Raw genomic sequence first — 21,714 nt, 5'->3', positions numbered from 1 at the left:
GGATCTGGCCGGCTCCGCACCATTTCAGAAGCCGGGGACCGGGCCACTATACCGATGGATGCGCCTGTGGCGAGAACGGTGGACCGGAGCTTCGGCTCAGTCGGGTCGATTCCGCTCCGTAGTCGGCGAGTGGAATTACTCACCGTACGAGTCGAGACAACCGACGGTCAGCGAGAGGCTTGCCGCCGGTCTGGCAGGTCGGGCAGTACTGGAGGGAGGAGTCGGCGAACGACACCTCCCGCACGGTGTCCCCACACACCGGGCACGGCAGCCCCGTGCGGGCGTGGACCTTCAGCCCGGAGCGCTTCTCGCCCTTCAGCTCGGCGGCCCGCTGGCCGAGGGAGCGCTCGACCGCGTCGCCGAGCACCTGCCGGGTGGCCGCGTGCAGGGTGGCGAGCTGGTCGTCGGTGAGGCGGTCCGTGATCGCGAACGGGGACAACCTGGCCGCGTGCAGGATCTCGTCGGAGTACGCGTTGCCGACCCCGGACAGCACCGACTGGTCGGTCAGCACTCCCTTGACCTGCCCGCGCCGGCTGCGCAGCCGCTCGACGAAGGTGGGCAGGTCCGCGGCGAGCGCGTCCGGGCCCAGCTTGGCCACCCCGGGCACCTCCGCCGGGTCGGTGACCAGGTACGCGGCGAGCTTCTTCTGGGTGCCGGCCTCGGTGAGGTCGAAACCGGAGCCGTCGTCGAGGCGGACGCGTACCGCGATCGGGCCCTTGCCGGGCCGCAGCGGGGTGGTGGTCGGGAACGCCTCCCGGTAGTGCAACCAGCCCGCCCGGGCCAGGTGGACCAGCAGGTGCAGGTCGCCCTCGAACAGCACGTCGAGGAACTTGCCGTGCCGGCGGGCGTCGACCACCGCCCGACCGGCCACCGCGGTCGGTGCCGGGTCGTACGTCTTCAGGGCGCTGATCGCGGCGATCTCCAGCCGGTCGACACGCCGCCCCACCGCGCGCTGCCGCAGGTAACCCGCGAGCGCCTCAACCTCCGGTAGTTCGGGCACGACACAACGGTAGCCTTCTTTCCGGTGAGCGCGAGGAATGAGCTTGCGAGTCCCGCAATCGCGAACGAAAGGCGAGCTCCGTGAGAATCGTGGTGGCGCACAACCGGTACCGGGAAGCCCAGCCCTCCGGCGAGAACACGATCGTCGACTCGGAGATCGCTCAGCTCACCGCCGCCGGGGTCGAGGTGCTGCCGTTCATCCGCAGCTCGGACGAGATCCCGTCGATGTCGAAGGCGGCCAAGGCTCTGCTGCCGATCTCGCCGATCTGGGCTCCGCGCGCCCAGCACGACCTGAGCCGGCTGCTCACCGAGCACCGGCCGGACGTGCTGCACCTGCACAACCCGTACCCGCTGCTCTCGCCCTGGGTGGTGCGGACGGCGCACCGGCACGGCGTGCCGGTGGTCCAGACGGTGCACAACTACCGGCAGGTCTGTTCCTCGGGGATCTACTTCCGGGACGGGGTGATCTGCCAGGACTGCAAGGGCCGGGCGCTGGGCGTGCCGGCGATTAGGCACCGCTGTTACCGCGACTCGGCGGCGCAGAGCGCGTTGATGGCGACGACCCTGGCCGTGCACCGGGGCACCTGGCGGTCGGTGGACCGGTACGTGGCGCTGACCACGGCGATCGCCGATCACCTACGCGAATACGGCATTCCGGACGAACGCATCGTGGTGAAGCCGAATTCCGTACCCGACCCGGGTCGACCGGCGCCGCTCGGCGACGGGTTCCTCTACATGGCCCGGCTGAGCCCCGAGAAGGGCGTCGACCTGCTGCTGGACGCGTGGCGTCGGCATCCGGTCGGCACCCTGGGGACCCTGCGGGTGGCCGGCGACGGCGAGCTCCGGTCGCTGGTCGAGGCCGCCGCCGCCGAGCGACCCGACGTGGTCTACCTGGGTCAGCTCGACCGGGCCGGGGTGCGGGCGGCGGTCGAGGCGAGCGCGGTGGTCATCGCCGCCTCGATGTGGCACGACGTGCTGCCGACCGTGATCATCGAGGCGTTGGCGAGCGGCCGGCCGGTGCTCGGCACGGCGTTGGGCGGCATTCCGTACCTGGTGGGGGCGGACGCCCCGCACGAGCCCGCCGGCACCGGGCCCGCCGAGATCGCCTCCGCGGTCGCCGGGGGCGGCGGCGGGTCACCCATGCCGGCGGGGATCGGTCTGGGCGAGGCCGGCTGGGTGGTGGCCCCGGAGCCGGCCGCGCTCGCGGCCGCCCTTCCGGTCGCCCGCGCCGGTGCGTCCGGGCTGAGCCTGGCCGCCCGTGCCCGCTACGAGCGCGCGTTCCACCCCGACGTGGTCACCAAGCAGCTCATCGACGTCTACGCGGGCATGGCCCGAACCCCCAACCACGTCTGAACCCCGTCCCGCCCGGCATGATCGCGCTCGATCCAGGAAGTAGTCCCATCCGGCTGTTCCGAGGCCACTACATCCTGGATCAAGCGCGATCTTGGCGGCGGACGCCGCGCCGCCGCCGCCCTCCCGCGCGGCGCTGCGGACGGGCAGGCGGATCTGCCCGCAAGATCCGCGCAACATCAGGGATGTTGGGGTCTCCCGCCGGCCGGAGGCAGCAACTTCGGGGAAGTTGGGTGGATCTTGCGGACGGGCGGCGCGCGGGCGCGGCGGGTCAGCGCACGGAGGCGCGGGCGGAGAAGGCGATGCTCGCCAGCAGGAAGCCACCGTTGACGATGGTGAAGGCGACCATCACCCAGAGGACCAGCGCGGGGGCCACGGCCAGCACCAGGGCGGCCACGAAGATCACCGCGCCGTAGTCACGGACCAGCTTCACCAGGCGGACCGGCAGTGAGGTCGAGGTGACCATGCTGGCGGCGTTCGGGCCGGCCTGCATCACCGAGGTGACCAGATTGACCATCCAGGTGCCGGCGAAGGTGGCCACCAGCCAGGTCGGGGTCGACGGCTCCTGCGCCACGGCGGTGGCGGCGAGCGCGGCCACCAGGGCGATCTGCGCGGCCACGTCGCAGAGCACGTCGACCCGGGCGCCGGCCGCGCTGCCCTGGCCGGTCACCCGGGCCAGCTGCCCGTCGGCGCAGTCCAGCGAGTACGCCACCTGCCACCCGACCAGGGCGAGCAGGCCGACCACCCAGGCCGGTACGCCCCCGTCGGCGACCGGGCCGGCCAGCGCGACCACGGCGACCGAGGTGGCCAGTCCGAGCACCAGGTTGGTGATGGTCAGCGCGGTCGGGCGCAGCCCGAGGCGCTGGGCGACCAGCGCGAAGACCGCCCCCAACCACTGGCTGATCGACTCGCTGAACAGGCCGCCGCCCCGGTTCACCCGGTGGAAGTCGGCGACGGTGGGACGGGGGTCAGCCAAGCTGGTCGCGGATTGCACCGGCGTAGTCTGCCAGCCGCTCCCGCGTCCCGGTAGGCGACAGGGCCAGGTGTTCGAGGATGGTGTACCGGTCCGGCCGGGTACGTGGCGCGAACTGCACCGCCTCCACGAACTGCTCGTCGGTGAGCCCCACCTCGGCGGGGAGCCGGGGCAGACCGTGCCGGGACAGGCAGGCCGACATCTCCCCGAAGCGGCGCAGATCCCCGCGCAGCCAGGTGCAGAACAGCGCACCCAGCCCGGCCAGCTCGCCGTGCGAGGCGGTGCCCGGAAACAGCGCGTCGACGGCGTGCATGATCTCGTGGCAGCCGCCGCTGGACGGGCGACTGGTGCCGCAGACCGCCATCGCCAGGCCGCTGGAGATCAGCGCCTCGGCCAGCACGGTGACGAACGCGTCGTCGGTCATGTCGCCGGGATGGTTGAGCACCGCCTCCGCGCCCGCCCGGGACAGGGAGGCCGCCAACCCGTCGACCGGTTCGCCGCGTACCTTCCGAGCCAGCTCCCAGTCGGCGAGCGCGCTGATGTTGCTGACCACGTCACCGATGCCGGCCCGGTTGTGCCGGTCCGGGCCGCTCTCCACGAAGTCCAGGTCGACGATCACCGCGATGGGGATGTGCACCCCGTAGGAGCCCTTTATTCCATCGGTGATGAGGCTGGACACCGGGGAGGCGATCCCGTCGTTGGCGAGGCTGGTCGCCACCGACACCATCGGCAGCCCGCGGCGGGTGGCCGCGTACTTGGCGACGTCTATCGTCTTGCCGCCGCCGATCCCGACCACCGCGTCGTACGAGCGGGCGCGGAGCTTGCCGCCCAGGTCGTCGGCGGCGTCCAGGGTCCCCCCGGCGACGGTGAACACGTCCGCCGAGCGCAGAGACGGTCGGATCAACTCCGCGATCTGGGAGCCCTGACCCGGCCCGACCACCACCGCGACGTCACCGCCGGCGGAGATCCGCCCGTCGGCCAGGATCGCGCCAAGGTCGGCCACCGCCCCGCGCCGCACGTCGATGTGCAGCGGGGTGAGCACGCTACGGGCTAGTAGCGGCACGCGATCTCCCGCGCGCGGGCCAGGTCGGCGTGGTTGTCGACCTCGACCCACGGGACGTCGCCGATCGGCGCCGCCCGCACCTCCCCGCCCCGGTCGGAGAACTCCTGGTAGCCGTCCTCGTAGTAGAGGTTCGGGTCACGCCGCCAGGTCGCCTCCAGGGCGTCGGCGAGCGCGTCGGCGACCTGCGGCTCGATCAGCGTGGCGCCGATGTACTCCCCGTACGCCTCGCCCGGGTCCATCAGCTTGGTGATCCGGGTGAGCTGGCCGGCGGCGTCGAAGGTGGTCTTCATCTCCTCCTCGGCCAGCGGCTTGAGGGTGTCCACCGCGAGCAGGATCCCCGGGCCGCGCTCGGCCAGCAGGGTCTTCTCCACGCTCACCGGGTGCACGGTGTCCCCGTTGACCAGCAGCACCCCACGGGCGAAGTACTCGCGGGCCAGCCAGAGGGAGTACGCGTTGTTCCACTCCTCGGCCTTGTCGTTGTGCACCAGGGTGAGCGTGACCCCGTACCGCTTCTCCAGGTCGGCCTGCCGCTCGCGGACCGCGTCCGCCGCGTAGCCGACCACGATCACGACGTCCGTGAGCCCGACCTCGGCCAGGTTGCCCAGCGCGATGTCCAGGATCGTGGTCTCGCCGTCCACCGGCACCAACGCCTTGGGCAGAGTGTCGGTGTACGGGCGCAGCCGGCGCCCGGCCCCGGCAGCGAGCACCATCCCGATCATCGGCACATCCTCCCTCGTCCTGCTCCCCGTCACCGGTGGAGGATAGCCCCGGGTGGCCGCGCGGCTCCGGCCAACCGGGTCAGCCGGGCAGGGCCGCCAGGTCGGCGAGCATGGTCAGCCGCTCCTCCGCGCCGAGCGTGGCGTACGGGCCGGCCGCCCGACGGTCGGTCTCCAGCTCGATGGCGAGCCGCTCGGGGCCGGCCGGCAGGGCCGCGATGCTCGTGGCGGTGTGCCCGGCGGCGGTCCAGGCGGCGGCGTGCGCGTCGGCCCGGTGGTAGCGCAGCGTGCCCAGGCGGTTGAGCAGTAGCACCCCCGACGGGGTGCCGTCCGGCTCGTGCGGGGGTGCCATCGCGGCGAAGGCCGAGCCCCTGCGGTCCCCCTCCTCGTCGGCCAGCACCAGGGCGTAGGAGAGCAGCCGGCCGAGCGCGGACACCAGGCGGGACACCCGCTCGTCGTGCCCGGCCCACAGCTCCTCGGTGACCTCCGCGTGCACCTGGTACAGCTCGGTGAGGAAGGCCGCACCCCGCTCGGTGGCCCAGAGCGCGCCGTCCGGGCTGCGGTGGAGCATCCCGTGCGCCACGTGTTTGTCCACCGTCCGCTGGCAGACGACCGGGTCGTGGTACCGGGTGATCGCCGCGAACCCCGGCGCGTCGACCGTGCCTCCGGGTGCGGCCAGCCGGGTACGCAGGTCGACCAGGAAGCCGGCCGCCGCCGGTCCGCCGTACCGCTGGGTCAGCTCGGCGCCGCCACCGTCGCGGCCGGCGAGCATGCCGGCGCGGAAGGCCCGGTCCACGGCCGGTGCGAGCAGCCCGGCGAACCGGTGCGGCGCCAGCTCGACGGTGTTCACAATCCGATCGACCGCAGGACGGCGAAGCCCTCCTCCGCGATCCGCCGGATCAGCCCGTCGTTGACGTCGCGGTGCTCGTCCAGCACGGTCACCTCGTGCTCGGCCAGCCAGCGGTACTCGGTGTGCTTGCCGGCCTCCAGCGTCGGGTGGTCGAGGTCGCCGTCCACCCGGACCAGGAAGTCGTGTTCGATCCGGGCCAGGCCGTCGTCGCCGACGTACTGGTATTCGCCCACCTGGCCGAGCACGTGCGACAGGATCCAGCCGGTCTCCTCGGTGACCTCCCGGCGGAGCGCCTCGTCGATCTCCTCGCCCGGCTCCAGGTGGCCACCGACGATGTCCCAGCAGTTGGGAAAGAGGCGCCGGTACGGCGATCGGCGCTGAAAGAAGATGCGGCCGTCGTGGTCGACGATCAGCGCGCCGGCGCAGCGCAGGGGCTCGGTGGACACCGCTCGACAGTAGCGAGCGGTCGGGTGCCGCGACGATGCCCGGTCTTGTTCAGAAAACATTCACGGACCACCATGTCCGTACCGGATGCCACCGTCCCAAAGGGGTGATGCGTGATGCAGGTACGGGAAGCGATGTCCAGCCAGGTCCTCGTCGTCGGTCCGGAGCACACGCTCCGCCAGGCGGCCCGGATGATGTCGGCCCGCGGTGTCGGGTCGGCGGTCGTGATAGACCCGGACTCCGAGGGGATCGGGATCATGACCGAACGCGACGTGTTGAAGGCCATCGGCGCCGGCCTGGACTGCGACGTGGAACGCACCGGCGCCCACCTCACCTGGGAGGTGGTCTACGCCGGCCCGGAGTGGACGGTGGCCGAGGCGGCCGCCGCGATGGCCCGGGGCGGTTTCCGGCACCTGGTGGTGCTGGACGGCCGCGAGGTGGCCGGCGTGATCTCCGTTCGGGACATCATGCGGGTCTGGGCCGAGAGTCAGGCGGTGGCCGCGACCTGACCTGTCCCGCAGGGGATCCCGGCGAACAGGTGTGCGGGCCGGATCGACGGGTAGGGATTCCTTGCGGGCGCGGAGGTGCCGTGGCCCGCAGGGGAGGGCCCGATGCGTGACGCGGAGCGCCTGGTCGAGCAGCAGTACGCCATGCTCCTGCGTCGGGACGTGGCCCGGCTGCCGGATCTCTACGCCCCGGAGGCGTTCTACGCCATGCCCGGTGTCACCGTCCGCCCGATCGAGCTGCCAGCGCTGCTGCGTACCTGGACGGGGGCCTTCCCGGACCTGCGGGTCGACCCGTTGGGCGCGGTGCGTACGGCCGGTGGAGTGGCTGCCGAGCTGCGCCTGACCGGCACCCACACCGGCACCCTGCACTCGCCGTTCGGCACCGTCGCGCCCACCGGGCGGATGGTGGGCTGGGAGGTGGCCGACGTGGTGCGGGCCCGTCGGGGGCGGATCGTCGCCTGGCGGTCCTACTTCGACTGGAGCCAGCTCCTCGACACGCTCGGCGTGCAGCTGGAGGGACTTTCCCGGGCCGCGCAGCACGACTCGCTCGCCCTTCCGGTCTGATCTGTCGCCGTCCGGTGGAGTCGGGTCACCCGACCCGGTGGCTCAGGATGCGGACATCGCCGTGCCGTCCGCGCGCCCCCCGTCGCCGCCCGTACGCTCAACATCCATGACCGCCGAGCAGCTGATCTCCTTCGCCCGTGGGGCTCCCTCGCTGGACATCGTCGATGTCGAGGGGCTCAAGGCCGCCGCCGTCCGCGCCTTCGACGCCGACCCCGCGGGGGTCACGGCGTACGGCACCTCCGTCGGCTACGTGCCACTGCGGAAGTGGATCGCCGAGAAGCACGGGGTCGCGGCCGACCAGGTGCTGGTCACCAACGGATCGCTCCAGGCCGACGCGTTCCTCTTCGACCACCTGGTCCGCCCGGGCGACTCGGTCGTGGTGGAGCGGCCGACGTACGACCGGACGCTGCTCAACCTCCAGCGGATGGGCAGCGAGCTGCACGGTGTCTCGGTGCAGCCGGACGGCCTGGACACCGCCGAGCTGCGCAAGCTGCTGGAGTCCGGTGTCCGGCCGCGACTCGCGCACGTCATCCCGAACTACCAGAACCCGGCCGGCGTGACGCTCTCGCTGGAGAAGCGCCGGGAGCTGCTCGACCTCGCGGCCGAGTACGAGTTCACGATCTTCGAGGACGACCCGTACGCGGACATCCGGTTCCGCGGCGAGGCCCTGCCGTCGATGCTCTCGCTGGACACCCGCAACGTGGTGGTGCACGCGTCGAGCTTCACCAAGACGGTCTGTCCGGGCGTGCGGGTCGGATACCTGGTGGGCTCGGCGGACCTGATCGCGGACATCGCCAAGAACGCCACCAGCCTCTACATCTCGCCGGGCATGGTGTCCCAGGCGATCGTGCACCAGTTCTGCGTCTCGGGTGACATCGACCGCTCGATCGAGACCGTCCGGGCGGCGCTGGGTGAGCGGGCCCAGGTGCTCGCCGAGTCGCTGCGGCGGCACCTGCCGGAGGCTCGGTTCGTGGAGCCCGACGGCGGCTACTTCCTCTGGGTGGAGTTCCCGGAGGACGTGCTGGTCGACCGGCTCGCCCCGGCGGCGGCGGAGCGTGGGGTCGCCGTGGTCAAGGGCAGCGACTTCGTGCTGGACGGCGGGCGGCACGCCCTGCGGCTGGCCTTCTCGGCGGTGACCGCCGACCGGATCGACGAGGGTGTCCGCCGGCTGGCGGCGGCCGCGGAGGCCGTCCGGAGCTGATTTCTGTCGGGTTCCCGACAGAACGACGATGCCGGCCGTCCCGGGACTCCCGCCCGGGCGGCCGGCGGCTCACAATGCTGCGAGCGTCACTCATCAGTGGCAGCGGTTGTCACGGCCCGTCGCCGGGCTCATCCCCGCCGCCCCCGGGTGACGCGAGCAGCACAACCCCCCGCCCCCACAGGGCGCCGGGTGGGCCGTGTCGTCCCCGCACCCCCCCGATGCGGCCCGGCCCGCCCGGCGCCGCCCCCGTGCGACCGCCGTCACCCGTGCCCTCGGCCGCGACCGGCGTAGCCTGCAAGCCGCAGCTGAGCGTGGGGAGGTGGCGCGATGACGGATCGGGAAGAGCGGGGCCGGACGCCGTTGAACACCGGCCGGGTGCTGCGACCACGGGCGTGGCCGTCCCCGGTCCGGGCGATGACCCGGATACTCAACGCCGACGACTCAACGCCCGCGCCGGCCCCCACCGGCACCGGTCGCAGCGGCGTGGTCGACTGCGCGCTCTACGTCGACGGCAAGCGGCAACCCGGTGACTGGACGTACGCGGAGGCCCTGGCCGCGGCGCGCCGCGAGGAGAACGGCTTCGTCTGGATCGGGCTGCACCAGCCCGAGCTGGCGGAGATGACCGCCATCGCGGAGACCTACGGGCTGCACGAGCTCGCCGTCGAGGACGCGGTGAAGGCCGAGCAGCGCCCCAAGCTGGAGCGGTTCGGCGACGTCAGCTTCCTGGTGCTGCGGACCGCCCGGTACTGCGAGCACGCCGAGCTGACCGAGAACTCCGAGGTCGTGGAGACCGGCCAGGTGATGCTCTTCATCGGCCCGAACTTCCTGATCAGCGTCCGGCACGGGGATGCCTGCCGGCTCTCCCCGGTGCGCGCCGACCTGGAGACCAAGCAGGAGCTGCTGCTCCAGGGCCCGTGGGCGGTGGCGTACGGGGTGACCGACCGCGTCGTCGACCTCTACCTGGAGGTCGCCGACCAGCTCGAGGACGACCTGGACATGCTGGAGGCCGAGGTCTTCGACCGCAACAGCCACGGCCGGATCCAGCGGATCTACCAGATGAAGCGGGAGCTGGTGGAGTTCAAGCGGGCGGTGGTGCCGCTGCAACGGCCGCTGATGACGCTGACCACGCAGGCCAACCGGGACGTGCCGAAGGAGATCCGCCGCTACTTCCGGGACGTGCAGGACCACCTGAGCCGCACGGTCGAACAGGTCAACTCCTACGACGACCTGCTGAACTCGATCCTGCAGGCGCGGTTGGCCCAGGTCACCGTCGACCAGAACAACGACATGCGCAAGATCGCCGCCTGGGCCGGTATCGCCGCCGTGTGGACGGCCATCGCCGGCATCTACGGGATGAACTTCGACAACATGCCCGAGTTGAGGATGACGTACGGCTATCCCGTCGTCCTGGCCCTCATGCTCGGCGTCTCCCTGGCGCTCTACCGCTGGTTCCGCCGCAACGGTTGGCTCTGAGCCGACCGCGCAGAAGCGCCGGCGGGCGGGGAGGACCCCGCTTTCGCCGGCGCTCGGTGCGCTGCCGCTGAGGTCAGCGGCGGCCGTTGGTGCGGGCGGTGTCCTTGCCCAGCGCCTTGGTGAGGTCGTCGGCCGGACGCCCGGAGGCGTCCTTGGCGCCCTCGGCGACCGAGGGGACCTTGTCGGTCGGGCGGACGCTGGTCGGCTTGGCCGTGCCCGTGGTGCTGGCGCTGTCGCCGCCGGCGACCGCCGAGCTGCCCGCGCCGGTCATCCCGGCCATGGCGGACCCGTCGGTGCCCTTGCTGGTGGCGGACGGGGTCCGCACCTCGATCGAGTCCACCTCGTCGCGCATCGGCTCCAGGGTGCGGGTGGGGTCGTACTCGGCCCACTCCTGCTGCTCCCGGCGGCGACGCAGGGCGACCGCGCCGGCCAGGCCGGCGATCGCACCCGCCGCCAGCAGGCCGGTCATCATCGAGCCGCGACGACGCGGCTGCTTCTTCTTGCCGGTGATCCGCATGTTCTTCGACCTGGCCTTCCTGGTGAGCGGCCCCGCCTGGGCGGCGCCATCACGGGCCGCCGCGGCCAGCGGTGCCAGCGTGGTGAGTGTCGTCCCCCAGCCGGTCGACGCGCGGTCGCGCACCTTCGTCGCGGCCGGCCCGACGTAGCCTCGGGCCACCTGGACCCGCGGGCCGACGGTCGCACCGGCGCCCTTGGCGGCGTGGTTGGCTGCCTGCACCAGGTGGCTGATGCTCTGGTTCAGCTCGGCCTTCGCCAGCTGCCCCTGGGACTTGCGCCGCCCGATTCCAAACACGGTCCTACCTCCTGGGAGTTGTTCCTTCGTCATCCTCCACCTTCGGATGCCTCCGCGATGCCAGATCGGGCACATGGGAGGATCCGCATGGAACTGACCAACGAGTGAGGAGTACCCGTGGCCGAGGCTGTCTACGCCACCTTGCACACCAACGCTGGCCCGATCCGGCTGGAGCTCTTCCCGAACCACGCGCCGAAGACGGTCCGCAACTTCATCGACCTGGCCGAGGGCAACCGGGAGTACACCGACCCGCGCACCGGTCAGCCGGGCAGTGGTCCGTACTACGACGGCACCATCTCGCACCGGGTGATCAGCGGTTTCATGGTCCAGATGGGCGACCCGACCGGCACCGGCCGGGGTGGGCCGGGCTACAAGTTCGCCGACGAGTTCCACCCGGAGCTGCGCTTCGACCGGCCCTACCTGCTGGCGATGGCGAACGCCGGACCGGGCACCAACGGTTCGCAGTTCTTCATCACCGTGTCCCCGACCCCGCACCTCAACAACCGGCACACCATCTTCGGCCAGGTCGCCGACGAGGAGTCGGTGAAGGTCGTCGACTCGATCGCGAACACCCCGACCGGCCCGAGCGACCGTCCGCTCCAGGACGTCGTCATCGAGCGGGTCGAGATCCAGCGGTCTGCTGCCTGATCGACGGGCGAGGTACCTTTGCTCGCATGATTGAGCGCTCCGGAGCACCGCACCGGCTGGCGCCGGTGGACCGCGCGGTGGCGGACGGAGGGTCGGCCCGGTGAGCGAATCGCCGCCGACCACCCCGGTCTGCTACCGGCACCCCGGCCGGGAGACCTACGTCCGGTGCACCCGCTGCGACCGGCCGATCTGCCCGGACTGCATGCGGGAGGCGTCCGTCGGGCACCAGTGCCCGGAGTGCGTCAACGAGGGGCGTCGCAGTGTCCGGCCGGCGCGTACCGCCTTCGGTGGCGGTGCCGCCGGCCGACACGGCTACGTCACCAAGGCGCTGATCGCGCTGAACGTGCTGCTCATGCTGCTCTCCATCGCCTCCGACCGGGGTGGGGACGCGGCGGTGGGCGGCTCCGGCTTCGGCGGCCTGATGGGGGGCAGCACCCCGCTGACCAACTGGGGTTCGGTGCTCGGGCTGGCGGTCTTCCCCGACGGCACGCTCGGCGGGGTGGCCGACGGCCAGTGGTACCGCCTGGTCACGGCGATGTTCCTGCACTACGGCGTGATCCACCTGCTGCTCAACATGTGGGCCCTGTGGGTGCTCGGCCGGTCGCTGGAGGCCAACCTCGGGCCGCTGCGCTTCGGCGCGCTCTACCTGATCGCGGGCCTCGGCGGTAACGTCGCCGCCTACCTGTTCAGCGCCCAGAACTCGGCCACCGCCGGCGCGTCCACCGCCGTCTTCGGCCTCTTCGCCGCGCTGATCATCATCGAGCGCAAGTTGGGCCGGGACATCTCCCAGGTGATCCCGATCCTGGTGATCAACCTGGTGTTCACGCTGACCGTGCCGGGCATCTCGATCCCGGGGCACCTGGGTGGCCTGGTGGTCGGTGGGGCGATGGCCCTGGTGCTCGCGTACGCGCCGCGCGGCCGGCGCACGTTGGTGCAGGTCGCCGGCGGCGCGCTCATCCTGCTGGTCCTGCTCGCCCTGGTCCTGTTCCGCACCGCGCAGCTGCTCGCCTGACCGGTCGGGTCACGCGTCGCGGCGGGCGGCCTGCAGCGCCTCGGCCACCTCGTCCGGGGCGGCGCCCAGGTCATACCGGCTGAACAGGTGCAGCGACTCCCCGGCGTCGATCTCCAGCTGTTCGGTGGTCAGCCCGAGGCGTGGCCGGCGGTCCACGGTGATCCGCTCGACCGCGGCCCAGGGCAGCAGGCGGCGGCCGGCGAAGCCCCGGGTGACGACCACACCGGCCGGGTCGACCGCGAGTCGGACCGGTGCCAGCAGGTCGCGCAGAGCCCAGCAGGTCAGCCCGGCGACGACCAGCCCGACCACCGTCAGTTGCACCGGGTCGCCCTCGGCGAAGAGCAGGCCGAGCGCCACCAGCACGACCGCGCCGGCCAGTTTCGCCAGTGGCACGGTGGTCGGCACCCGCCACTGCCGGATCGGGGAAGCGTCGGCGTCCATGCGATCAGCATGCCAGCGTCTGCCGGGGGCCGCGACGGCCCGGCGCCCACCGGCGCGGAAGGCGGGCGGACGGCCGGTCCAGGAACGACGTAGGATCGGGACAGCCCAGGTTACCGGGGAGTAAACATGAGTGACGCGGTCATCGTCGGCGCGGTCCGTACCCCCGTCGGTCGGCGCAAGGGCAGCCTGTCCGGTGTCCACCCGGTCGATCTCTCGGCGCACGTGCTGCGTGCCCTCGCCGAGCGCACCGGCCTCAACCCGACCCAGGTCGACGACGTCTTCTGGGGCTGCGTCTCGCAGGTCGGCGAGCAGTCGTGGAACATCGCCCGCAACGGCGTGCTCGCCGCCGGCTGGCCCGAGTCGGTGCCCGGCACCACGCTGGACCGGCAGTGCGGCTCCAGCCAGCAGGCACTGCACTTCGCCGCCGCGACGGTGCTCTCCGGCCAGGCCGACCTGGTGGTCGCCGGCGGCGTGGAGTCGATGACCCGGGTGCCGATGGGCTCCAGCGTGGCGGGCGGCATGCCGTTCAGTGACCAGCTCCGCGACCGCTACCGGGGCGTGGAGGGCTTCGCCGACGACGCTCCGCTGCCGTTCAACCAGGGGGTGGGGGCCGAGCTGATCGCCCGGCGGTGGCGCTTCTCGCGCACCCAACTTGACGAGTTCGCGCTGGCCAGCCACGAGAAGGCGGCCGCCGCGCAGGACGCCGGCGCCTTCGACCCGGAGCTGGCGCCGGTGCCGCTCGGCGACGGCGGCAAGTTCGCCGCCGACGAGGGCATCCGCCGGGACACCTCCCTGGACAAGCTCGGCGAGTTGGCCACCCCGTTCCGCGCCGACGGGGTGGTGACCGCCGGGTCCGCGTCCCAGATCTCCGACGGCGCCGCGGCGCTCGCGGTCACCACCACCGAGTGGGCCAGCCGGCACGGCCTGCGCCCGCTCGCCCGGATCCACACCGCCGTGGTCGCCGCCGACGACCCGGTCACCATGCTCACCGCGCCGATCCCGGCCACCGCGAAGGCGCTGCGCCGCGCGGGGCTGGGCATCGAGGAGATCGGGGTGTACGAGGTGAACGAGGCGTTCGCCCCGGTGCCGCTGGCGTGGCTGGCCGAGACCGAGGCGGACCCGGAGCGGCTCAACCCGCGCGGCGGGGCCATCGCCCTCGGCCATCCGCTCGGCGGCTCCGGTGCCCGGATCATGACGACGATGCTCCAGCACATGCGGGACAACGGAATCCGCTACGGCCTGCAGACCATGTGCGAGGGCGGCGGCATGGCCAACGCCACCATCGTCGAGCTGGTCTGACACGCCCCGGCGGGTCCGGTAAAACATCTCGCCCCGGCGCGGCTGGGCCGCCTAGGGTGCGCACGTGACGACGACAGCCGACAAGCACGCCCCGGACTGGTCCGGCGAGCAGTGGCAGGTGCGGGCACGGTCCTGGGTCGACGGGCAGCTGAGCCGGGCCGGCCGGCGGGTGACCGGGCCGGTGGAGCCGCGCGTACGCCCGTGGTCGCTGGTATGGCGGGTGCCCACCGACGACGGGCCGGTCTGGTTCAAGGCCAACAACCCGGGCACCGCGCACGAGGCCGTCCTCATCGCGGCGCTGGCCCGACTGGCACCCGAGCGGGTGCTCGCGCCGATCGCGGTGGATCCCGAGCAGGGCTGGTCGCTGCTGCCGGACGGCGGAGAGTCGCTGCGCGACGTGCTGGGCCGGGACGGGGACCTGACGCACTGGGAGCGGGCACTGCCCGGGTACGCGGCGCTGCAACGGGCCACCACGCGGGAGGCTGACGAACTGATCGCGGCCGGCGTTCCGGATCACCGCCCCGAGGTGCTGCCCGGGTTGTTCGCCGAGCTGCTCGACGATCGCGGGTCGCTGCGGATCGGTGGCGAGGGCGGGCTCAGCCCGGAGACGTACGAGCGGCTGAGGGCGGAGCTGCCGGCGTACGCCGAGCGGTGTCGCCGGCTCGCCGACATCGGGATCCCGGCGACCGTGCAGCACGACGACCTGCACGACGGCAACGTGTTCGCCGGCCCGGCCGGATACCGCTACTTCGACTGGGGCGACGCCTCGGTGGCGCACCCGTTCGGCACCCTGCTGGTGACCCTGCGCTCCGTCCGGTACGCCAGCGAGCTGCCGGCCGACGACGCCCGGCTGGGCCGGTTGCGCGACGCCTACCTGGAGGCGTGGACCGACCGGTACGACCGCCGGACCCTGGTCGAGGCCGCCGACCTGGCGGTGAGTCTCGGCGCGGTGAGCCGGTCGCTGTCCTGGCGGCGGGCACTGGACACTCCCGACCCGGCCCGCGCCGAGTACGCCGAGGCGGTCCCCGGCTGGTTGGAGGAGTTGCTGGAATCCGATCCGGCCTGAGAGGGCGACGGTGACGTCCGATCCCGGGGTGCCGGTCTGGACAGGCGGCGGGCCGAGCGGGCAGGATTCTGGGCCGACCCGCCGTCCACATCAGATCGGAAGACACGTGACCCTCAGCCCTCCTCGGCTCGGCCCGCGTCGTGGCACCCGTGTTCTCGCCACCCTGGCGCTCGTCGTGGTCGCCGCGGGTGCGGCGCTGACCGGCACCGCCGCGCCGGCGCGTGCCGCTGCCGCCTACGACGGGCCTCAGCCGGGGACGTTCACGGGGCTGGGGTTCGACACGTGCGCAGCCCCGTCGAACGCGGCGATGAAGGCGTGGCTGCAGTCGCCGTACCGGGCGGTCGGCATCTACATCGGCGGCGTCAACCGGGGCTGTGCCCAGCCCAACCTGACCCCGACGTGGGTGGCGACCCAGCAGGCGGCCGGCTGGCGGATGTTCCCGCTCTACGTCGGCCTCCAGGCGCCCTGCTCGACGTACCAGCGGAAGATCGATCCGGCCCGGGCCGCGGCGCAGGGCCGTGAGGCGGCCGACGACGCCGTCCGCAACGCCCGGAGTCTCGGTCTGTCGCTCTACAGCACGATCACGCTCGACATGGAGAACTACCCGGCCGGCAACGCCGCCTGCACGACGGCGGTCAACTCCTTCGTGAGCGCGTGGACCACCCGGCTGCACGAGCAGAAGTTCTTCTCCGGCTTCTACACCAAGGTCAGCTCGGCGGGGTTGTCGGACCAGGTGGCGGCCTACCAGCGGCCGGGGCACGCCCGCCCCGACATGATCGACTTCGCGCGCTGGGACGGCGTCCAGACCGTGTCGGACAGCGCCCTGCCGGCGTCGTACTGGATGCCCGGTCAGCGGATGAAGCAGTACCGGGGCGACCACCACGAGACCTGGGGTGGGGTACGCATCAACATCGACAGCAACTACCTCGAACTCCGGCAGCCTCGCCAGATCCAGCCGAGCTGGGCGGGCTCGCGGATCTTCCGGGACCTGTCCCGCATCCTCGGTCGGCTCAGCACCCCGCCGCCGACCCGCTGACGGCGGACGATTGTCACACCGCGAAGGCGGGGTCGCCTCGAAGTCGCACAGTCGGTGCGACCCCGCGCGTGGAAGTTCCAAAAAAACGACGTGACCCGCGTCACCCCCGCCGGGGAGGTCGTTGGGCAGGTCATGGACGTCTTCTCCCGAACGTTCCTCCCGGCCGCCGCCGAGGCTGGCCTGGCCGTGCAGACCCTGAGCCGGCACATGCCGGTCTTCCGGCGCTGCGTCGGCTCCGGTGACGCCACCATCCTGGTCACCCGCTGCAGCCGCCCCGACCGTCCGGTCACCGGCGACTACCTGCTGCTGCTCACCCACCGCCGGCTGGTGGTGACCCAGCAGACCCGGCTGCTGCACCGGCTGCGTCTGCACCTCAACACCGAGCTGCGCGAGTTGAGCAACGTCACCTGGAGCCCGGACCCGCGGCTGCACTCGGTCGAGCTGGCCGCCACCGCGATCGACGGGATCCGGGAGCGGTTCCTGATCCGTACCAGCCACCCGAAGCGGGTGTGGCAGCTCGACGCGCTGCTCAACCACGCCTTCCGTACCCGCCTGCGGACGCCCCGCGAGCGGATCGTCGCCACCATCGGCGACGGGCCGGCCCCCGCGCGGCCCAGTGTGTTCCGCCCCGCTGTGGCGCGCTGAGAGCCGACCGGTCGCACACCCGCGACGGACCCTTGCGTCGCCCTTACCGAACTCGAACACGCACCGATCGCGCTGAGGCCGTCGGGTCGGCAATCATGGGCCGGTGACCGTCGAGCCGCCGCACCGCGGGCTCGTCCTCGTGGTGGAGGACGAGCCGGCCATCGCCGACCTGGTGCGGCTCTACCTGACCCGCGACGGGTTCGGGGTGCACCTGGAGCGGGACGGTACGGGCGGCCTGAGCGCCGCCCGCCGGCTCCGCCCGGTGGCCTGCGTCCTGGACATCGCCCTGCCCGGCCTGCCCGGCACCGAGATCTGTCGCCAGCTCCGCGAGGCCGGTGACTGGACCCCGGTCATCTTCCTCACGGCACGGGACGACGAGGTGGACCGGATCGTCGGCCTGGAGTTGGGCGCCGATGACTACGTCACCAAGCCGTTCAGTCCGCGCGAGTTGGTCGCCCGGGTGCGCGCGGTCCTGCGCCGATCCGCGGGCGGCCCGGAGGGAGCCGACCGGCCGCGCGTCGTCGGCCCGGTGACGCTCGACCCGGCCCGCCGGACGGTCACCGCCGCCGGTGCCCCGGTCCAGCTCACCTCCACCGAGTTCGACCTGCTGGCCCACCTGATGGCCCGTCCCGGACGGGTCTTCACCCGGGAGGAGCTGCTGGCCGGAGTGTGGGGCTACGCCGCGCACGCCGGCACCCGCACCGTCGACGTGCACGTCGCCCAGGTCCGGGCGAAGCTCGGCCCGGCCAGCGTGATCCGGACCCATCGGGGTGTGGGGTACGCGGTCGATGCCTGACCACCCCGGCCGTCAACAGCCCACGGCGCGCCCGGAGTCACCGACGATGGCGCTGCCACTGGTCGGCGCTCGGCCGTCGGGCGTGCCTCGGCGCAGCCGGTTCGGCCGGACCCTGACCGCCCGGGCGGTCCTGGTCACCTGCGCGGTGGCCCTGGTGTCGGTGCTGGTCACCGCGATCGTGGCAGTGCCGTTGGCGATCCGGGGCGCGGAGCGACGCGACCAGGAGGCGCTGGCCGCGCAGGCCCGGCTCGCCGCCGAGGTGCTGCGGACACGGCTGGACCGGGGCCGCACCGCCGACGAGGAGCGGCTCATCCAGCAACTGCGCAACCAGGGCATCGACGCGTACCTGATCCGGCGCGGGACAGTCGACCGGCCGGGCCTGCCGCCCCGCGTGGTGCAGCGGATCGAGCAGGGCCGCACCGTCTCGGTCCGCCGCCCGGTGAACGGCAGGCGCGCGCTCGTCGAGGGCCGGCCGCTGCCCGGCGGCAACGGGGTGGTGCTCTCCCGCGCCTCGGCGACCGGGCTGTGGCGGCAGGTGCTGCTCAGCCTCTGGTTGCCGCTGCTGGCCGGGCTCGCCGCCGGCGTGGTGGCCGGGCTGCTGCTGGCCCGGCGGTTGGCCCGGCCGATCCGCGTCGCGGCCACCGCCGCCGCCCGGCTGCGCGCCGGTGACCGCGCCGTCCGGGTGCCCGTCGAGTCGCCCGACGAGGTCGCCGACCTGGCCGAGGCGTTGAACGGATTGGCCGCCGCGCTGGCCACCAGCGAGGGCCGGCAGCGGGAGTTCCTGCTCTCCGTCTCGCACGAACTGCGGACCCCGTTGACCGCGATCCGGGGGTACGCCGAGGCGCTGGCCGACGGGGTGATCGACGCGGACGGCACAGCCGACACCGGCCGGACGGTGCTGGCCGAGGCCCGGCACCTGGACCGGCTGATCGGGGATCTGCTGGCGCTGGCCCGACTGGAGGCCGCCGACTTCCCGCTCGAACCGGTGCCGGTGGACCTGGTCCGGTTGGCCGTCGACGCCGAGCCCACCTGGTCGGGCCGGTGCGCGGCGGTGGGAGTGCCGTTCCGGGTGGAGACGCCCGACGGGCCGGTGCCCGCGTACACCGATCCGGGACGGATCCGGCAGGTGGTGGACGGGCTGCTGGAGAACGCGCTGCGGGTCGTACCCCCGGGGGCGCCGGTGGTGCTCGCGGTCCGGGCGGCCGGCGCGGACCCGGCCGCGGGCGGCGTGCTGGAGGTCCGTGACGGCGGGCCCGGCTTCACCGACGACGACCTGGCGGTGGCGTTCGAGCGGGGTGCGCTGCACCAGCGGTACCGGGGGGTGCGCAAGGTGGGCAGCGGGTTGGGGCTGGCGCTGGCCACCGGGCTGGTCCGCCGGCTCGGCGGGGAGATCGTGGCGGGCCACGCGCCGGAGGGCGGGGCGGCCTTCACGGTCCGGCTGCCCGGCGATCCTTACCGGACCCGAACATCGGCCTGACGCTTCGCTCGTGGTCGCGGTGCAGGCTGGGATCTCCACGGACGAGAGGGAGAGCCATGCCACGTTGGGGATTCGCCACCACCACGTCGTTGCTCGCGGCGGTCGCACTCGGTGTCAGCGGCTGCGGTGCGGCCGAGGTGGCCAGCCAGCCCGCCCGGGAGGCGACCGTCGAGGTCGCCGCGGCGCTGGGCGTGGAGGGCCAGGCGCTGGCCGCGATGGGCTTCGACGCCGACGACCTGGACGTGCAGACCGTCGCCGCACCGGCCACCCCGGCACCCGAGGGATCGGCCACGCCCGGTGCCTCCCCCAGCGCGGAGGAGAAGGCGCGCCAGAAGCGCGGCGAGGAGTGGCGCAAGCGCCGCCAGGCGCGCGTGCAACTGCGCAAGAACACCCTGCACGGCGAGGCGGTGGTGAAGACCAAGGACGGCGGTACGCAGACCGTCGCCGTGCAGCGCGGCGAGGTGACCGCCATCGACGGTGACTCGATGACCGTGAAGTCCACCGACGGCTTCACCATGACGTGGACCTTCGGTGACGACCTGCGGGTCGTCGAGCGGCGTGCCACCGTGCAGCCGGGTGAGGTGAAGGTCGGCGCGACGCTCGGCGTCGCGGGCGCGAAGGACGGCGACAAGGGCGTGGCCCGGCTGATCCTCATCCCTCCCACCAAGTAAGAGGAAGGGGCCCCTCGACGAGGGGCCCCTCCTTGCTGCGGTCGGTCAGTAGACGCGGGAGCCGATGAAGTCGTCGTGACCGTAGCCGACGGGGTTGGCGGCGGTCCGGGACTCGAACGACCACTGCTGCCGCGCGCTGGTGGAGCAGCCGGCCAACCGCAGTCGGGGGCTGCCCAGCCACGGGTTGTCGAACGCCACGCAGAGGTTGCTGGCGGCGGCCGGCCTGAGCTGGTTGCCGGCGAAGACGAACTGCTGGGCGGGGCTGCCGTTGCAGTCGTAGATGTTGACCGCCGTGCCGGAGGTCATCGACCCGTTCGCGACGTCGAGGCACCGGTCGTGGGACAGCTCCGAGTGCAGCGACCGTCGGGCCGGGTCGTACCAGAAGCCCTGGTTACGCCCGCCGTGGCAGCTGTACGGCTGCTGCACGGTGCCGTTGCGGGAGTCGTAGCCCTTGCCGTCGACGCAGGTGCCGGTGGCCAGGTTCCGCAACTGCTTGAACTCCAGCAGGCCCGGGTAGAGCACCCCGCCGCCGGTGCTGGCCGGGTCGACGCAGCTGGCCCGCTCCTGCCCCGAGGTCCAGAACTGCGTGATGCACTGGGCGAACATGCCGTGCCCGCGGGCGTTGGGGTGGAACGACTGTCGGGCCGCGTTCTCGTCCCAGACGCCGATCTCGATGTAGAGGCCGCGGACGGAGGTGTTGTCGGTGCACACCTCGTGGCCGTGGAAGAGCCGGCTGGCGTCCAGGTAGCGGGTGCCGGTCTGGGTGGCCGCGGCGCGCAGCGCCGACTCGAACATCGGCACCGCCTTGTTGCGGGCGAACGCCGCGTCGGCCAGGTAGAGCAGGCAGCCGCCGGAGTACCAGCCGGGGAAGTTCGGGTTGTCCTCCACGTCCGGGCTGCCCGGGCTCGGGTACGACATGAGCACCAGCTCGTAGTCCGATCGCAGGTAGCCGGCGTTGGTCATGGTCTGCCGGATGTCGGTGAGCGCGTCGACCACGGCCTGGCGACTGCCGTCGGTGCGGACCGTCCACTGGTCGGTGTAGCGCGGGTAGCAGGGGCCCTGGAAGAAGACCCGGCTGATGGCGCAGTCGGTGGCGACCGGGCCGAACTGGATGGTGCCGTCGCCGTTCGCGCCGACCACCACCCAGATCAGCTTCACGTGCGTGTTGCGCGCCTTGATCCCCAGGTGGTCGCCCTGGTTCAGCTCGTTGTGCTGGGTGGGGCCACCGGCGATCAGGTTCCACGGGGTGGCGCCGGAGCAGGCCAGGTTGTACTGCGCGTCCGACGGGATGCCGGTGCGGAACACCGCCTGGTCGTACGAGCGGTCGCACCAGTTGCCGGGCTGGTGGGTGCCGGGAACGTAGTTGCCGACGCCCTCACCGGAGATCTCGCTGTCACCCATGGTGATCAGCGCGGTGCGGCGTTGCTCGATCGGGCGGATGGCCGGGCTGCCGTAGAGGGCGGTCGCCTCGGCGGCCCGGATGGCCTCCAGGTTGGCGGGCAGTGGTTGGACGGTCGGTCGGTCGGCGGCGGTGGCGGGGGAGGCCGGTCCGGCGAGCATCGGCAGGACGAGAGCGGCGACGGCGACGGCGACGGTGAGTGCCCGTCGTCGGGTCGCGCGTTCGGGCCTGGCGGGGGTTGCAGGCATCGACGCACTCCTTTCGGCTCAATCGC

General features: G+C 72.7%; 23 protein-coding genes. 14 read left to right on the top strand and 9 right to left on the bottom strand.

Going from position 1 to position 21,714, the window contains the following annotated elements; genetic code table 11:
* Positions 1–139: 139 nt before the first annotated feature.
* Positions 140–1,000 carry an Fpg/Nei family DNA glycosylase gene (locus ACTWLT_RS07625; protein ID WP_252416858.1) on the bottom strand — a complete coding sequence of 287 codons (861 nt, stop codon included), beginning with the start codon at positions 998–1,000 and terminating at the stop codon, positions 140–142.
* An 80-nt stretch (positions 1,001–1,080) separates the two neighbouring features.
* On the opposite strand from ACTWLT_RS07625, the gene ACTWLT_RS07620 reads away from it, so the two are divergent.
* Complete coding sequence (locus tag ACTWLT_RS07620; protein ID WP_445317699.1) at positions 1,081–2,352, top strand: glycosyltransferase; 1,272 nt, start codon at positions 1,081–1,083, stop codon at positions 2,350–2,352.
* Positions 2,353–2,620: 268 nt separating this feature from the next.
* On the opposite strand, the gene ACTWLT_RS07615 is transcribed toward ACTWLT_RS07620, so the two are convergent.
* The 5 genes from ACTWLT_RS07615 to ACTWLT_RS07595 all read right to left on the bottom strand — a co-directional run bounded on the left by ACTWLT_RS07615 (position 2,621) and on the right by ACTWLT_RS07595 (position 6,397).
* Entirely contained in the window at positions 2,621–3,343 is a 723-nt protein-coding gene (locus ACTWLT_RS07615; protein WP_445317698.1) for a CDP-alcohol phosphatidyltransferase family protein, read from the bottom strand.
* Complete coding sequence (locus ACTWLT_RS07610; protein ID WP_445317697.1) at positions 3,318–4,385, bottom strand: iron-containing alcohol dehydrogenase family protein; 1,068 nt, start codon at positions 4,383–4,385, stop codon at positions 3,318–3,320. The genes ACTWLT_RS07615 and ACTWLT_RS07610 overlap by 26 nt, the downstream gene beginning before the upstream one ends.
* On the bottom strand, positions 4,373–5,104 hold the full coding sequence (locus tag ACTWLT_RS07605; RefSeq protein WP_252417137.1) for a phosphocholine cytidylyltransferase family protein: 732 nt from the start codon (positions 5,102–5,104) through the stop codon (positions 4,373–4,375). Before ACTWLT_RS07605 ends, ACTWLT_RS07610 begins: the two co-directional genes overlap by 13 nt.
* A gap of 79 nt (positions 5,105–5,183) precedes the next feature.
* Positions 5,184–5,951, bottom strand: a complete 768-nt coding sequence (locus ACTWLT_RS07600) for a hypothetical protein (protein ID WP_445317696.1) — start codon at positions 5,949–5,951, stop codon at positions 5,184–5,186.
* Positions 5,948–6,397: an NUDIX hydrolase gene (locus ACTWLT_RS07595; RefSeq protein WP_445317695.1), complete on the bottom strand. Its 450-nt coding sequence runs from the start codon at positions 6,395–6,397 to the stop codon at positions 5,948–5,950. The genes ACTWLT_RS07600 and ACTWLT_RS07595 overlap by 4 nt, the downstream gene beginning before the upstream one ends.
* Before the next feature lie 114 nt (positions 6,398–6,511).
* On the opposite strand from ACTWLT_RS07595, the gene ACTWLT_RS07590 reads away from it, so the two are divergent.
* The 4 genes from ACTWLT_RS07590 to corA all read left to right on the top strand — a co-directional run bounded on the left by ACTWLT_RS07590 (position 6,512) and on the right by corA (position 10,139).
* Positions 6,512–6,904, top strand: coding sequence for a CBS domain-containing protein (locus ACTWLT_RS07590; protein WP_252416852.1), 393 nt, complete (start codon positions 6,512–6,514; stop codon positions 6,902–6,904).
* A gap of 102 nt (positions 6,905–7,006) precedes the next feature.
* Positions 7,007–7,465 carry an ester cyclase gene (locus tag ACTWLT_RS07585; protein WP_445317694.1) on the top strand — a complete coding sequence of 153 codons (459 nt, stop codon included), beginning with the start codon at positions 7,007–7,009 and terminating at the stop codon, positions 7,463–7,465.
* A 106-nt stretch (positions 7,466–7,571) separates the two neighbouring features.
* Positions 7,572–8,666 (top strand): aminotransferase-like domain-containing protein, encoded by a 1,095-nt coding sequence (locus tag ACTWLT_RS07580; RefSeq protein ID WP_445317693.1) that lies wholly within the window; start codon positions 7,572–7,574, stop codon positions 8,664–8,666.
* Positions 8,667–8,993: 327 nt separating this feature from the next.
* Positions 8,994–10,139: a magnesium/cobalt transporter CorA gene (gene corA, locus ACTWLT_RS07575; RefSeq protein WP_445317692.1), complete on the top strand. Its 1,146-nt coding sequence runs from the start codon at positions 8,994–8,996 to the stop codon at positions 10,137–10,139.
* A gap of 73 nt (positions 10,140–10,212) precedes the next feature.
* Here corA and ACTWLT_RS07570 read toward each other — a convergent pair whose 3' ends face one another.
* The gene (locus ACTWLT_RS07570; protein ID WP_445317691.1) at positions 10,213–10,983 is read right to left on the bottom strand and encodes a hypothetical protein; all 771 of its coding nucleotides are present in this window, start codon (positions 10,981–10,983) and stop codon (positions 10,213–10,215) included.
* An 84-nt stretch (positions 10,984–11,067) separates the two neighbouring features.
* On the opposite strand from ACTWLT_RS07570, the gene ACTWLT_RS07565 reads away from it, so the two are divergent.
* Both ACTWLT_RS07565 and ACTWLT_RS07560 read left to right on the top strand, forming a co-directional pair.
* The gene (locus ACTWLT_RS07565; protein WP_252416847.1) at positions 11,068–11,598 is read left to right on the top strand and encodes a peptidylprolyl isomerase; all 531 of its coding nucleotides are present in this window, start codon (positions 11,068–11,070) and stop codon (positions 11,596–11,598) included.
* Between the two features lie 100 nt (positions 11,599–11,698).
* Positions 11,699–12,610, top strand: a complete 912-nt coding sequence (locus tag ACTWLT_RS07560; RefSeq protein ID WP_445317690.1) for a rhomboid family intramembrane serine protease — start codon at positions 11,699–11,701, stop codon at positions 12,608–12,610.
* 9 nt (positions 12,611–12,619) lie between these two features.
* Here the strand turns inward: ACTWLT_RS07560 and ACTWLT_RS07555 are convergent, their stop codons facing one another.
* On the bottom strand, positions 12,620–13,051 hold the full coding sequence (locus ACTWLT_RS07555; RefSeq protein WP_445317689.1) for a PH domain-containing protein: 432 nt from the start codon (positions 13,049–13,051) through the stop codon (positions 12,620–12,622).
* A gap of 126 nt (positions 13,052–13,177) precedes the next feature.
* Between ACTWLT_RS07555 and ACTWLT_RS07550 the strand changes: the two genes are divergently transcribed.
* From ACTWLT_RS07550 to ACTWLT_RS07520, 7 genes are all read left to right on the top strand, one after another.
* On the top strand, positions 13,178–14,350 hold the full coding sequence (locus tag ACTWLT_RS07550; protein ID WP_445317688.1) for a thiolase family protein: 1,173 nt from the start codon (positions 13,178–13,180) through the stop codon (positions 14,348–14,350).
* Positions 14,351–14,414: 64 nt separating this feature from the next.
* Positions 14,415–15,416 carry an aminoglycoside phosphotransferase family protein gene (locus ACTWLT_RS07545; RefSeq protein WP_445317687.1) on the top strand — a complete coding sequence of 334 codons (1,002 nt, stop codon included), beginning with the start codon at positions 14,415–14,417 and terminating at the stop codon, positions 15,414–15,416.
* 106 nt (positions 15,417–15,522) lie between these two features.
* Positions 15,523–16,452 carry a DUF1906 domain-containing protein gene (locus tag ACTWLT_RS07540; protein ID WP_445317686.1) on the top strand — a complete coding sequence of 310 codons (930 nt, stop codon included), beginning with the start codon at positions 15,523–15,525 and terminating at the stop codon, positions 16,450–16,452.
* A 132-nt stretch (positions 16,453–16,584) separates the two neighbouring features.
* The gene (locus ACTWLT_RS07535) at positions 16,585–17,097 is read left to right on the top strand and encodes a hypothetical protein (protein ID WP_445317841.1); all 513 of its coding nucleotides are present in this window, start codon (positions 16,585–16,587) and stop codon (positions 17,095–17,097) included.
* 103 nt (positions 17,098–17,200) lie between these two features.
* A complete protein-coding gene (locus ACTWLT_RS07530; protein WP_445317685.1) occupies positions 17,201–17,893 on the top strand; it encodes a response regulator transcription factor in 693 nt (230 codons plus the stop codon).
* Positions 17,894–17,939: 46 nt separating this feature from the next.
* On the top strand, positions 17,940–19,370 hold the full coding sequence (locus tag ACTWLT_RS07525; RefSeq protein ID WP_445317840.1) for a sensor histidine kinase: 1,431 nt from the start codon (positions 17,940–17,942) through the stop codon (positions 19,368–19,370).
* 56 nt (positions 19,371–19,426) lie between these two features.
* Positions 19,427–20,041 carry a hypothetical protein gene (locus tag ACTWLT_RS07520; RefSeq protein WP_445317684.1) on the top strand — a complete coding sequence of 205 codons (615 nt, stop codon included), beginning with the start codon at positions 19,427–19,429 and terminating at the stop codon, positions 20,039–20,041.
* 45 nt (positions 20,042–20,086) lie between these two features.
* Here ACTWLT_RS07520 and ACTWLT_RS07515 read toward each other — a convergent pair whose 3' ends face one another.
* The gene (locus ACTWLT_RS07515) at positions 20,087–21,688 is read right to left on the bottom strand and encodes a ricin-type beta-trefoil lectin domain protein (protein ID WP_445317683.1); all 1,602 of its coding nucleotides are present in this window, start codon (positions 21,686–21,688) and stop codon (positions 20,087–20,089) included.
* Positions 21,689–21,714 lie beyond the last annotated feature (26 nt).

This window comes from Micromonospora yongxingensis (assembly GCF_052601155.1).
This window is presented reverse-complemented; position numbering and strand designations above follow the sequence as displayed.

Coding starts and splice junctions, on each gene's coding strand:
- ACTWLT_RS07605 (WP_252417137.1), bottom strand. CDS start 5,104: ATGATCGGGATGGTGCTCGCTGCCGGGGCCGGGCGCCGGCTGCGCCCG.
- ACTWLT_RS07590 (WP_252416852.1), top strand. CDS start 6,512: ATGCAGGTACGGGAAGCGATGTCCAGCCAGGTCCTCGTCGTCGGTCCG.
- ACTWLT_RS07585 (WP_445317694.1), top strand. CDS start 7,007: ATGCGTGACGCGGAGCGCCTGGTCGAGCAGCAGTACGCCATGCTCCTG.
- ACTWLT_RS07580 (WP_445317693.1), top strand. CDS start 7,572: ATGACCGCCGAGCAGCTGATCTCCTTCGCCCGTGGGGCTCCCTCGCTG.
- corA (WP_445317692.1), top strand. CDS start 8,994: ATGACGGATCGGGAAGAGCGGGGCCGGACGCCGTTGAACACCGGCCGG.
- ACTWLT_RS07570 (WP_445317691.1), bottom strand. CDS start 10,983: ATGACGAAGGAACAACTCCCAGGAGGTAGGACCGTGTTTGGAATCGGG.
- ACTWLT_RS07555 (WP_445317689.1), bottom strand. CDS start 13,051: ATGGACGCCGACGCTTCCCCGATCCGGCAGTGGCGGGTGCCGACCACC.
- ACTWLT_RS07550 (WP_445317688.1), top strand. CDS start 13,178: ATGAGTGACGCGGTCATCGTCGGCGCGGTCCGTACCCCCGTCGGTCGG.
- ACTWLT_RS07535 (WP_445317841.1), top strand. CDS start 16,585: ATGGACGTCTTCTCCCGAACGTTCCTCCCGGCCGCCGCCGAGGCTGGC.
- ACTWLT_RS07525 (WP_445317840.1), top strand. CDS start 17,940: ATGGCGCTGCCACTGGTCGGCGCTCGGCCGTCGGGCGTGCCTCGGCGC.
- ACTWLT_RS07520 (WP_445317684.1), top strand. CDS start 19,427: ATGCCACGTTGGGGATTCGCCACCACCACGTCGTTGCTCGCGGCGGTC.
- ACTWLT_RS07515 (WP_445317683.1), bottom strand. CDS start 21,688: ATGCCTGCAACCCCCGCCAGGCCCGAACGCGCGACCCGACGACGGGCA.